The following is a 13,112-nucleotide window of genomic DNA, read 5'->3' on the forward strand; positions in this document are numbered from 1 at the left end:
ATACTCTACTTTGCCAATAAGATATTATATGTTTTATTTTTTTATTCAACCACTATTGTTTTTGCTCCATGATAAGAACGGTATTCACCGTTGTACATTGCATCTGCACTTATCGGGCCTACTTTGAATTTACCTTTGCTTACTGCTCTTACAACATAGAAGTATGTTTTTGGTTTTGACGTTGCTGTCACAAAGAAGTTAACACGATCATCTCTGAAATCAACATGCTGAGGTGTAGACGCTTTGTCTCTTGTCCACTTTACGCCTGGAACAGCACCTAAACGAGGGTTTTCAATTTCAAAACCTGCTGGAAGCATATCTGTAACTACTACATTCTCAATCTTCTTCAAATCCGCTTCTAAAGTAACTCCTACAATAATTAAATCGTTTTGCATAAACTGATCTGAAGTAATTGTCTGCCCTTCACGATTATAATAAGTTCTTCTTACTTTCAAGCCTTTATCCTCTTCTGGATATTCACCTGATGCATTCAAACCTTCCAGTTCTGCAAAATAATATAACTCTCCATTTCCAGAAGCCGCAATATTCACTTGTTTGCCTAGCACTTCTTTAGTAAGTATCAAGTCATCGTTATCAAAACTTCCAACATTACTTCCTCCTACTTTTACAGAAGCTTTAACATCTTGAGAATTTGCCTTCTTCACTAATTTTCCTAATACAAGCAAACTAAATGCTCTTTCTTGTGTTGACATCCAACTTTCAGCTTTCATACTTTCTGTCAAATGCCTTGCTACTGTACCTACTTGTGCATTTTTAGGATCTGTACCTAAAAGAGCATTCAATACCAATGCCTGATCTCTAATATAAGAAGAGAAACTTCCTCCGAATTCTTTTTCAGCTTTATCCATATTCAGCTTATTTGGTAAAAGAAGGCGATATGTTTTGCGGTCACCTGCTCTTAAGTAAGTAGCAGCAAGAATATATTTTGAATTTCTAGGAATCAAATTCTGATTTTGCTTGTAGTAATTCATAGTAGCAATATCTGCTTTTCCTGCCTCTGCTAAGATATAAAGTGAATAGAAAACTGTTTTACTCGCTGCTTTTTCAACGATTCTGCTGTTATTACTGTAATAATAATAATCACGAGTACTTTTCTTCTTTACTTTCTTACTCAAGTAATCCAAAAGCTTATCCAATGTTCTTTGATTTACTTGATAACCGTTTTTCTGAGCTTCCATTAAGAAATGAGCCGCATAAGCAGATCCCCAGAAGCTTTCATAGCTTCCGCCTTGCCAATATGTTAATGCACCGTTGTAAATCTGCATACTTTGAAGCTTTCTGATTGCCTCATTGATATTGTAATCTACACTTCCTTCACTCACATCTTTTGACATTTTTGAAGAAAGATCACCTAAATACAATTGAGGGAATACAGCTGATACAGTTTGCTCAACGCAACCATATGGATATCTTACCAAGTAATTTAAATCTTCGGCAAACTCAAGCATTGGTGATTTACTCAACCAAAGTTTACCTTTTACTGAAGAGCTGATATAATCTTTCTTCAAATCTACATTTTTATTACTTCCAGCCTTAACAACTCCTGCAGATGTTGACTTCAATAATGAAGTTACAGGTCTTACATTCAGATTTGTTTTTGAAATAAAATCTTCACCGTTAGCATTAGCTACAATCACAACTTTTCCTTCACCAATTTCTTGTGCGGCAGTAAGCTTGAATGAAACTCTCTTTTCTGAGTTGGCAGGAATTGTCACTGTTTCCAGCTGAGACTGATTGACAGTTAATGCTCCTGAAACATCCACTTTTGTTTTTACCTTCAACTCTTTATCAGTGGTGTTAGTCATCATTACACTTGCATCATTCACATCAGAAGGACTTAAGAATCTAGGTAACGAAGTGCTGACCACCAACGGATCTTTCACCTTCATTCTAGCTTCTGCAGATCCAAATGCTTTTTGCTTATTGGCCACTGCCATAATTCTCAACTCACCTGAAAACTCAGGAATATCAATTTTGAATTTTGCTTTTCCATCAGAATCTGTTTTCAAAGTTCCACTCCAGAAAGCCACTAAATTCACTCTGTTATTCACCATTGGGTTTGCTCTCGCACCAAGGTTAGCCATGTCAGAACCGAAGCTATTTGCTTGTTGTTTGAATTGCATCACCAATGGGTAAACATCATAAGTTTTTACACCTAACGCTCTGTCTTGGTAGAAGTAGTTGAAAGGATTTGGTGTTTTGTAATTCTTGATTTGAAGAATACCTTCATCCACTACAGCAATTGTCATTTCAATGTTTTTCTCACCATTTTCAGCAACTACCTCAATTTCCTGTGTTTTATTAGATCTACTTTCCTTAGGAGCATTAATTTTCAAATCTAATCTCGATTCAGCGGATTCTACTTTCACCGAAGTAAAACCATGTGCAACTGTCAATGGAAGAGCATTATCTTTTGCTCCTTTTATTAAAGTTGCAGTCACAAAAATGTTTGGAAGATATCTGTCTTCAATAGGTAATTCTAATGACGCAGACTGCTCATCAGTATCTAACTCATAATGAGATAATACATCATCTTGCTCAACTGTTACTAATAATTTTCCTTTGAAAGGTGTCTTAAATAATAACTTGGCTTTATCTCCAACTTTATATCTCGGTTGTTCTGCTTCAATAGTTACTCTACCTTCTTTATCTACTTGGAAGGCATTGCTTGAAGTCATACCCCAACCGTACGCATAGTATCTTTTTGAAATATAAGTTTTAGCTTCTGGAAGTCGAATTCTTACTTCATACTCACCTGAAGCTTCTGGAAGGAAATCAAATGTTGTATTTTTACCACTCAAAGTAATCATAGTCTTCTCTAAAGGAATCTCCTTTTTACGAGAAACATAGCGGTACCTTCCATTATAAGTGCTCTCCATCACAGATTGCCATTCATAGCGTACCAATTCCACTTCTGCTTTGACACCACTTTTTACTTTTCTATTCTTATCAACAGCCACTAAAGGTAATCTTGTCTGTTGTCTTGTCTTAATGTACCAATCTTGATCTTTTACCCCTAAGAAATAATCCTGAGTTGTCACTTCAACGGTATTCAATCTTCTTACAGGTCTCCCCGATTCATCAAAAACAGTTGTATATAATTTTCCTTCCAAAATACCACTATTCTTATAAACATCATCAATCAAGAAGGTCTCAGAGAAGTTACCACTTGCATCTGTTTTTGCTTGCCTTAAATGATCCTCATAGCGTAATGAAATATTTCCTCTTAGGTTGAAATTATACTCTGATAATTCTTTCACATAAAGTGTTTTTCTACTTAATGAAAAATCAATTTCATATCCTCTGTTCGATGCAGGTGTTCCAAATAGGTTCATTGCGGTGGCATTGATTTCAAATTTGCTATCCACTCCTACTTGTTCTTTATCTGTTTTAGTTGTGACTTTAATTCTATCCGGCATAAAGTCTTCCACACTGATTCTTTTGGATGAAAGAATAATATCATTGGCAGTACTGACTTCTATGGTGTAATAACCCGTTACACCACCATCCATCAATGTTACTTCCGACTCAAAAGAACCTTCTTCATTGAGTGTACCTCTTTCTGATTTCAGTAAATTACCATCTGGTAAATACACTTTGATTTTGATTGGCTGATCTGAAATTGGATTCCAATCTTTATCTCTTGTGATCGTTTTATAATAAATAGTTTCCCCTGGTCTGTATAGATTACGATCACCATAAATATAGGTCATCAAACCTGTACTATTTAAACGCATACCTCCTACATCAAAACGCTCTGTGGCTACCCTAGTCTGATCATAGTTTAAGTAATTGAAATCATCACCTTTTTCAGCGTAAACCATTCTTATATTGAAGCCCTTTGTAGCACTTTCAAGATCTTTAAATTCTGCAACACCTTTAGCATTGGTATTTACTGAAACTAACTCCTGGTTGTTTCTACTTACTAAAGTGATTTTAGCATTCTCCACCGGAGAAGCATCTGCTATTGAATTAGCATATACTAAAACACTGTTTTTCCCCTGTTTTACTAGAAGTCCTATATCAGAAATACTGATTAGTTTTCTTGCGGCTAGATATCTTTTCTTTGAACTACGAATTTCTACCACGTAAACACCACTGAATCTATTTTCGTCTAAGAAATCTAAAGAGAATGTCTGGAAATTTCCACTTGTGGGCAAATCACCCACTGATACATTTTTTTGAGAAAAAACCTCATCTCCTAGTTTATAATATTGTGGTCCGTAATAGTAATAATCACTTTCTTGATAATTACTGTTGTCATCAAAGAAAGAATAAAGATTGTTTTTGTAAATTTTATAAATATTAATGTCTACTTCTGGAACACTGATAATATTCAAATCAATCTTTTTACTGCTTTTATTCGACATGTAAATTGATTTTTTATCAGCAAATGAAATGCTTGGATCCACTTCACCAAAAACTACTTTTTTCTTATATCTTGATCCTAATTTTGTTCTGAAAACACCTTTTACTTCTGATGAAATAGAAACTGTATACGACTGACCCGACTTGAAATTACCAACTAACTGTACACCACTTTCAATCGTTTCCACTTCAAAAGCAACTTTCGGAGACACTGAAATATTTGATTTTAATTTTTCATTGTAAATACCTTGGTTGGCTTTAATTTCAATGACATTCTGTGTTGAAAGAATTTTAGCAACCACAGAAGAAATCTGGAATTTTTCTTTCTTTGGAATAATTGATTTCAGTTGTTGTTCTTTAGAAGCTACCTTCGCATTCGGCAACATAAATCCTTTTTGAACAATAATATTGACAGCTACTTCCTTTTGAGGAAGTTCTCCTTTAATTGCTAAAACTAACTGCGTACCTCCACCTTTAGAGATTAGTTCACTTTTTAATGTTTTATCACCATCTTTTATTGTGATTTTCTCAGCAATTTTATCACTTTCAACTGGATAGTTGAAGTTTAATGTTAAGTGCGGTTCAGCTTGATTGTTTTTACCTAATGCCCAAGCAATACTTGAATAAGTTGCTTTAAGATAAGGAGTATGGAACTTATAACTTAACTGACTTTTATCTAAAGTAATTCCTTCTTTCGCAAAAGCGCTCTCTGATAATTTCAGAGTATACTCCGTACTTGGGCTGAAGCCTTGTTCAGGAGAAAAAATAACTGTGTTTTTGGCAGTCCATTTAAACTTACCTTTTACTTCAGGAGATATTGAAAAATATTCCTCATTCAGCCATTCATCATTTTTTGATTCTCTTATTTCTTGACTTAGGGTAACAGATAGGTTTTGTTGAAGAGAAATTTCACCATCGAAGTTATTATAAATAACCTTCGTTTCTTCATTTTCTGTTGTGCTAGTACTACACCCAATTAATAAATTAAAAAATAAAAGCAGTAATAGGCATGCTCGTAGTTTTTGTATCATCTCTTTAAATAGTTTTGAACATCATTTAAGTCATTATTTAAAAAAATTAAAACCTCAAATCTGTTCTTATGGAAAGTTGTCTTTTCGATCTTATTAAAGATACAAAAAAAGTCATATCGATGATATGACTTTAATATATATTACATAAATGTTTTAATATTCCCATAATAGGGCTTCGTATTCCATCAATTTATAAACAGCTTCTTGTGATTGGTAAAGCGACTGTTTATTATTTCCATACATCATGATGATTGAATTATTTTGAGGGTTTTCAAATTTAATCAATCTTCCATCGTATAACTCCAATGCAAATGCATCTCCTAAGTTTCTGTTTTGAGCCGAATTGGCTGCATTGTACCAGATAGCATCCGGGTCTTCTACCAGCTTACCATTTTCATCTCTTTTATGAAACACTAGTTCATTCAATTCTCTGTAAGAGAAAGAACCTAATTCAATATCAATACCTTTAGGATTTTCAGATGCAGGAATAATCAAGTTGATAGCCACCAAATCATTGTACATTTTTGATCTTCTCTTATCAAAAACTCTATCCACCTTTAGTTCAATAGCCCATAATCGATCAGGAGAATACTCCTCACCTGGCTTTTGTCCACTTTCATTTTTGAAAGTCATTCCATCAATATCACCCCAAGCTTCATCATCATCATCAATTGTTTCTCCAGTTGTTTGAGGAATAATCAATCGAGACAAGAATTCTTCTTTAGACAGTCTTGTTTCTAAGGTGTCACTTGTATAAGGTACAATCCTATCATTCTTTACAGCATCAATTATTATTTTAGTTAACTCCTTGTTTTTAGAAAAGAATCCATAATTGATTTTAGTCTGTAAATTAACCCTAAACCAAAGCGATTTTTTCCACATCACTTCATAATTCTGAATATTCATCACAGAGTGAGGGTTCGTCAAAGTATCTGCCATCTGAGCTTTTGACTCATTGCTTACTATGAATAAAAAAGCTGTTAGGATATATATAAATATTCTGTTCTGCATAATGATAGATGGATTATTTCATATTGTACCATACTTAATAAAAATATCATGCCACATTCATAAAGTGGTAAATTTAAAGAGGATTTACTGTTAATGAAGAAAATGATGTAAGACTAGGTTTAAGATTAAAGGAATTTTAGGGTTACACCTCTATTTTTTAGAGAAATTTTCCATAACAAAAAAGTGCCTTAAACTTTCGTTCAAGGCACTTTTATTAAAATATTTCTATTTTGAATTACATTGCTAACAACTTATCTTCTAATTTCTTAAGGATACGTTGTTTTGTCTTCAATTTGTTCACATAGTTATTACGCTCTTGGTATAAAGCATAATTCTCTGTGTTTTGCTCCGCATTTGGAGAAGATAAAATCGAAGAATACTTCGCGTTGAATTCAAATAATTCTTGTTCGTCTTTACGGATAGACTCTCTAAGGATATCTAATTTGATTTTCAATTGCTCGAAATCAGATAAGCTGTATAAGTCTGGCTCCTCGTTCTTAGCAGTACGCTCTAAGAAGTGACTCTCGAAGATTTCGTTACAAACGATACGGAAACGTAAGTTCATTTCTTTATCTTCTTGAGAAGGCTCTTTACCTAATGATTTCCAACCATTTTGTAATTGCTTAATGTTAGCAATGTTGAATGGTGCGCCATCGCTTAAGTACTTTTCAGCTGTTTCTAGTAAATCCTTTTTAGACTCTAGTGGAGCTTTGTTTGACATACCACCCATATCTCTTGTGCTATACGCTGGTCTGTCACCGCCTCCACCATAGTTGTTATCACGTTGTTGGTATCCACCATTGTCACGTTGTTGGTATCCGCCACGTTGTTGGTATCCACCATTATCGCGTTGTTGGTATCCGCCACCACCACGTTGCTGGTAACCACCATTATCGCGTTGTTGGTATCCGCCACCACCACGTTGTTGGTAACCACCGTTATCACGTTGTTGGTATCCGCCACGTTGTTGGTATCCACCATTATCACGTTGTTGGTATCCGCCACCACCGCGTTGCTGGTATCCGCCACCACCACGTTGTTGGTATCCGCCATTATCACGTTGCTGGTATCCGCCACCACCGCGTTGCTGGTATCCGCCACCGCCACGTTGCTGGTATCCGCCACCACCGCGTTGCTGGTATCCGCCACCGCCACGTTGCTGGTATCCGCCACCACCGCGTTGCTGGTATCCACCACCACCGCGTTGTTGGTATCCGCCACCGCCACGTTGCTGATATCCACCACCATCACGTTGTTGGTATCCACCACCACCGATAGAGCTGAAGAATTTTGCAGTCTCACGTTTGAAATCTTGGAATAAGAAGCCCATTTTCTTCTTAGGCACATTTCCAACTTCTCTCCATTGAGCTTGTAAATCCTTAACCTCTTGAACGTGGTCTTCACCACCGCCCATACGGTTGATCCTTCTTACTTTGATCAATAATGCTTCAAACTGATCAATGTATTCTTCGTGAAGAGCGTTTTGTTTTTCGTAGAAATCACTTCTAGCTTGGTAGAAGTCATCCATATATTGGTTAAACTTCGTAGACAGTTCTTCTTCTTCTTCTTTGATAGCAGAACCTGTCTTAATCCAGTTCATCTTAATTTCTTTGAAACGAAGAGAAGCTTCTTTCCAATCAGTGCTATCTTTCCACTGTTCAGCTTCTTTTAGAAGAGCAGTTTTAATTTCTAGGTTTTTAGCTCTGTTGACTGAAATGTACTCGTTGATTTCATCTTCTAATACATTGATGATTTCATAAAGTTCAGTAAAGTCACCTAAGCCGTTGAATGAAGCTAAGTAAGTACGCATGTGAATAAGCTTCATTAAGAATGAACCTTTGTTCTCTGCTGTGTGTACTGCTTCTTTAACTGCTAAAACTTTGTTTGTTACCATAGTGAAACGGTCTACAAAATATTGTAAACTCTCTTCTTCACTTTCTCTTACGACTCCAATTTCTCTGTCTTGGAAATGGTAATATCCTCTTAAAAATACTTTACCATCTTGTACATAGCCGTACTCTGTAATGTTCTTGTGCTCGATAATTTGGGAATCTGACATCGCTATTCGCCTGTTTGGTCTTTTAAATGATAATAAAAGCTGTTGATTAAATTATTAATAAAATAAATTGGTGAAGATAATATCAATTAATACTTAGTCATTAACGTAGTATTAAAATGTATTTGATCAACTTTAAGAATTGAAATGATCAATAGTTTCTGATAGTCTCTTACAAACCGAATTATGATAATTTTTTAAATTAACTGTAATTTTTATCTATACGTTTTTAAATTATTTTTATTAGTCAAACTATATATTTACTACGAATGAGATATATACTTAAATAAGTTATAAGAATTGTGCCACTTTATATTAAATACATGGTGTTTTTCTCACATTCTCTAATTATTATGCAATTTGCTACCTTTGATTTTGATTTGCAAATTTTACCACGATATACTCACTTTTATTAGTGATTAATTTAAGTATTCTCCTACATTTACGGAAAATAAGAGTTTTTAGTTCAATAATTTAAAGATATGAGCAACAATAACGAAACTGTAATCTTCTCAATGGCGGGTGTCACAAAAGTATACCCACCTAATAAACAGGTCCTTAAAAATATTTATTTATCCTTTTTCTACGGAGCCAAAATTGGTGTCTTAGGTCTAAACGGATCAGGTAAATCTTCTCTTTTAAGAATCATTGCAGGAGTTGATAAAGAGTATCGTGGTGAAGTCGTTTTTTCTCAAGGATATAGCATTGGTTACTTAGAGCAAGAACCACAACTAGATCCTGAAAAAACGGTGAAAGAAGTTGTTCAAGAAGGAGCTAAAGAAACGGTAGATTTACTTCAGGAATTTGAGGAAATCAACTTGAAATTTGCTGAGCCTGAGATTCTTGAAGATCCTGACGCAATGAACAAACTCATTGAGCGTCAAGGAGAAGTACAAGAGAAATTAGATAATCTTGATGCTTGGGAATTAGACAGCAAGTTAGAAAGAGCAATGGATGCTTTGCGTTGTCCTCCTGAAGATCAAAAAGTAGGTGTACTTTCTGGTGGTGAGAAACGTAGAGTCGCTTTATGTAGATTATTATTACAAGCTCCTGATGTTCTGCTACTTGACGAACCAACCAACCACTTGGATGCGGAGTCAGTATTCTGGTTGGAGCAACATTTACAACAATATAAAGGTACTGTAATTGCCGTAACCCACGACCGTTATTTCTTGGATAATGTGGCAGGGTGGATTCTTGAGTTGGACCGTGGTGAAGGTATTCCTTGGAAAGGAAATTATTCTTCTTGGTTAGATCAGAAACAAAAGCGTTTAGCGAAGGAAGAAAAGCAAGAATCAAAACGTCAGAAGACATTAGAGCGTGAGTTGGACTGGATCCGTATGACTCCTAAAGGTAGACATGCCAAACAAAAAGCGCGTTTATCGTCTTACGAAAATCTCTTAAACGAAGAAGCGAAGGAGAAAGAACAACAGTTAGAACTTTACATCCCTGCTGGACCAAGATTGGGTAGTAAAGTAATCGAAGCGAAAGGTGTTTCTATGGCTTTTGATGATAAAGTACTTTATGAAGACTTAAATTTCACGTTACCTCAAGGTGGTATTGTAGGTATCGTCGGTCCAAACGGTGCAGGTAAAACTACTTTATTCAAATTGATCACAGGTCAACTTCAACCCAACAGCGGTACTTTTGATGTAGGTGATACAGTTGAGATTGGATATGTAGATCAAGAACATGCTTTGATGGATCCTCAAAAAACTGTTTGGGAAACCATTTCTGATGGGAATGAACTCATGGAAATTGGTGGCAAGCAAGTCAACTCAAGAGCTTATGTGAGTAAGTTCAACTTTGCAGGAAATGATCAATCGAAAAAAATCAGTGATCTTTCTGGTGGTATGAGAAACAGAGTACAGTTAGCGATGACCTTAAAAGAAGGTTCCAACTTGTTGTTACTTGATGAGCCTACCAACGATTTGGATGTTAACACTATGCGTTCGTTAGAGGAAGCATTAGAGAACTTTGCTGGTTGTGCCGTGATTATTTCACACGACCGTTGGTTCCTTGATCGTTTAGCTACTCACTTATTGGTATTTGAAGGTGATTCAAAAGTACGTTACTTCGAAGGTAACTTCTCAGAGTATGAAGCGAAGAGAAGAGAAGAAGTAGGTGATACAACGCCAAAAAGATTGAAATATAAAAAATTGATGAAATAGTTTTTTTACAAACTTTTCTAAAAGATGCTTCTTTTATCTAATAATGATAATAGAAGCATTTTTTTTAAACAAAAAGAGGTTATTTTTGTAATTCTGATGAGATTCTTTTTTATTGAATTTTTTCAACAAGATTTTTGAAAAATCACTATATCAAATATAGTTAAGAATTAAATATGCAAGACGTCATACGATTATTACCTGAGTCATTAGCCAATCAAATTGCAGCCGGAGAAGTGGTGCAACGCCCTGCTTCAGTGGTAAAGGAATTGGTGGAAAATGCCATCGATGCTGGTAGTAACTCTATCGTGCTAAAAGTAAAAGATGCCGGTAAAACATTAATTCAAGTGATTGATAATGGATGCGGTATGTCTGAAACTGATGTACGAATGAGTTTTGAACGTCATGCAACTTCTAAAATAGGTTCTTCTGATGATCTCTTTAATATCAACACTTTTGGTTTTAGAGGTGAAGCACTTGCTTCTATCGCAGCAGTAGCTCAAGTAGCCGTCAAAACTAAAAGAGAAGAAGATGAATTGGGTATTCTATTAGAAATAGAAGGTTCTGAAGTGAAAAATCAAGAACCAATCAGTACTCCTAAAGGAACTGCATTTTCTGTAAAAAACCTTTTCTTCAATGTTCCTGCAAGAAGAAAATTCTTAAAATCGAATCCTGTTGAATTAAAACATATCATTGATGAATTCCAGAGAGTGGCATTGGCTCACCCTGAAATCTCAATGACCATGATTTCTGAAGATAAAGAAATCTATAATTTAAGAGCTGGAAATATTGCAAAGCGTATTGTTTCCATGTTCGGTAAATCTTATCAAGAACAACTTTATCCTTGTCAAGAGGATTTGGGAGTAATCAAAGTAAAAGGTTATATCGGGAAGCCTGAAAACGCAAAGAAAACACGTGGTGAACAGTTTTTCTTTGTCAATGGAAGGTATATCAAACACTCTGCATTGAATCATGCCATCATGACGGCTTATGATACAATACTTCCAGATAATCATTTCCCTTTCTATCTTTTATTCATTGAATTGGATCCTGCTAATGTGGATGTGAATGTTCATCCTACAAAAACAGAGGTGAAATTTGCTGATGAAAGAACAACTTATGCTATTGTTAGTGCCGCTGTAAAACAAGCATTGGCAAGCTATGGAGTTGCCCCTTCTATTGATTTTGGCATTGATGTCAACTTTGCAAAAGATGAAGAGAAAGGACCTGTTCTTACTTCTACTCCTCCGAGTATAGACAGTATTGAAATTTCCTCTAACCTTCCAGATTTACCCTCTCCTTCAGAAAGCAACTCAAATACTTTTTCAGACAATATGAGTAGCACTTCTACTCCATTGGATGATTTTGTATTGAATGTTCCTTTTGAACAAGACAATAATGGAGAAGATTTCGTAAAGGTTTCCTCTAGATTGAATTCTTGGAGTAATAAAGAAGCGGGTGATTTACCAGATTTCACACCTTGGAATCCAGATGAAGAACAAATTTCTTCTAATAATTTCTCTACTTCTGAAACTCCTGATGAACCAATTACATATAGTTCAAGAGCCAACGATATTGACCAATCTATTGAAAAGCTTTCGGACAATGAAGGTTTTCCTTCAGACAATGTAATTCCTACACAGTTACATCAGAAGTTTATTATGTATCAGGTAAAATCCGGTGTGATGCTCATGAATCAAGAAGCAGCACATGAGCGTATCTTATACGAAAAATTTCTATTACAAATTGATAATTCTTCAGGTGTTTCACAGCAACTGCTTTTCCCTAAAAAAGTAGCATTGAATCCTTCTGATTTTGTGTTATTTACTGAATTTTCTCCAGAAATCACTGCTTTAGGCTTTGGTTTTTCAATGGAAGAAAATAATGAGATTCTAATTAAAGGTATTCCGGCCATCATACAAGGTGGTGATGAACAAGAAATCCTAGAAGAACTACTTGAGCAAGTAAAACACAATCAAGAATTGCGTCTTTCTGCTAATGAAAACATTGCGAGAGCATTAGCAAAAAGAGCATGCATCAAGAGTGGTCAGGTATTAGAATTACAAGAGATGAAATCTATGATTGAACAACTTTTCTCTTGCGAGTCTCCAAACTATACACCTGACGGAAAGAAAACAGTTGTATTAATGGATACCGCTCAAATTGAGGGCTTATTCAATATCCGCTAATCCAACAACTGATCAATAGCTTCAGCTAAATTCTTATCTTTTTCTGTGACAGTATTACCTGCGTCATGTGTGGTCAGGTGTATTTCTACTGTATTCCAAACATTTGACCAATTAGGGTGATGCTGATGCTGCTCCGCTAAAAATGCTACCCTTGTCATAAAGGCAAAAGCTTCTGAAAAGTCTTTAAAAGTAAAAGTCTTTTGGAGTTTATTGTCTTTTTCTATCCAACTCATTTTCCTGTTATATGTGTTTAAAATCTTATGTGAAG

At 35.3% G+C, this 13,112-nt stretch carries 6 protein-coding genes; 2 read left to right on the plus strand and 4 right to left on the minus strand.

Features of this window, described 5'->3' with window-relative positions; genetic code table 11:
* Positions 1 to 41: 41 nt before the first annotated feature.
* The 3 genes from AVL50_RS24355 to AVL50_RS24365 form a co-directional block, all read right to left on the minus strand.
* On the minus strand, positions 42 to 5,420 hold the full coding sequence (locus AVL50_RS24355; RefSeq protein WP_062619353.1) for an alpha-2-macroglobulin: 5,379 nt from the start codon (positions 5,418 to 5,420) through the stop codon (positions 42 to 44).
* 153 nt (positions 5,421 to 5,573) lie between these two features.
* Positions 5,574 to 6,431, minus strand: a complete 858-nt coding sequence (gene gldN / locus AVL50_RS24360; RefSeq protein WP_082795992.1) for a gliding motility protein GldN — start codon at positions 6,429 to 6,431, stop codon at positions 5,574 to 5,576.
* Positions 6,432 to 6,666: 235 nt separating this feature from the next.
* On the minus strand, positions 6,667 to 8,490 hold the full coding sequence (locus AVL50_RS24365; RefSeq protein ID WP_062619357.1) for a DUF349 domain-containing protein: 1,824 nt from the start codon (positions 8,488 to 8,490) through the stop codon (positions 6,667 to 6,669).
* A 479-nt stretch (positions 8,491 to 8,969) separates the two neighbouring features.
* On the opposite strand from AVL50_RS24365, the gene ettA reads away from it, so the two are divergent.
* Both ettA and mutL read left to right on the plus strand, forming a co-directional pair.
* Positions 8,970 to 10,658: an energy-dependent translational throttle protein EttA gene (gene ettA / locus AVL50_RS24370; protein ID WP_062619358.1), complete on the plus strand. Its 1,689-nt coding sequence runs from the start codon at positions 8,970 to 8,972 to the stop codon at positions 10,656 to 10,658.
* A 173-nt stretch (positions 10,659 to 10,831) separates the two neighbouring features.
* A complete protein-coding gene (mutL, locus tag AVL50_RS24375) occupies positions 10,832 to 12,844 on the plus strand; it encodes a DNA mismatch repair endonuclease MutL (RefSeq protein WP_062619361.1) in 2,013 nt (670 codons plus the stop codon).
* On the opposite strand, the gene AVL50_RS24380 is transcribed toward mutL, so the two are convergent.
* Positions 12,841 to 13,101 carry a 4a-hydroxytetrahydrobiopterin dehydratase gene (locus AVL50_RS24380; RefSeq protein ID WP_256366138.1) on the minus strand — a complete coding sequence of 87 codons (261 nt, stop codon included), beginning with the start codon at positions 13,099 to 13,101 and terminating at the stop codon, positions 12,841 to 12,843. The two genes, mutL and AVL50_RS24380, sit on opposite strands and share 4 nt — an antisense overlap.
* Positions 13,102 to 13,112 lie beyond the last annotated feature (11 nt).

The organism is Flammeovirga sp. SJP92 (genome assembly GCF_001583495.1).
Classification (GTDB): Bacteria; Bacteroidota; Bacteroidia; order Cytophagales; family Flammeovirgaceae; genus Flammeovirga.

What these genes read in the sequence shown, in the direction of transcription:
- AVL50_RS24355 (WP_062619353.1), bottom strand. Translation starts at nt 5,420, where the DNA reads ATGATACAAAAACTACGAGCATGCCTATTACTGCTTTTATTTTTTAAT.
- AVL50_RS24365 (WP_062619357.1), bottom strand. Translation starts at nt 8,490, where the DNA reads ATGTCAGATTCCCAAATTATCGAGCACAAGAACATTACAGAGTACGGC.
- gldN (WP_082795992.1), bottom strand. Translation starts at nt 6,431, where the DNA reads ATGCAGAACAGAATATTTATATATATCCTAACAGCTTTTTTATTCATA.
- mutL (WP_062619361.1), top strand. Translation starts at nt 10,832, where the DNA reads ATGCAAGACGTCATACGATTATTACCTGAGTCATTAGCCAATCAAATT.
- ettA (WP_062619358.1), top strand. Translation starts at nt 8,970, where the DNA reads ATGAGCAACAATAACGAAACTGTAATCTTCTCAATGGCGGGTGTCACA.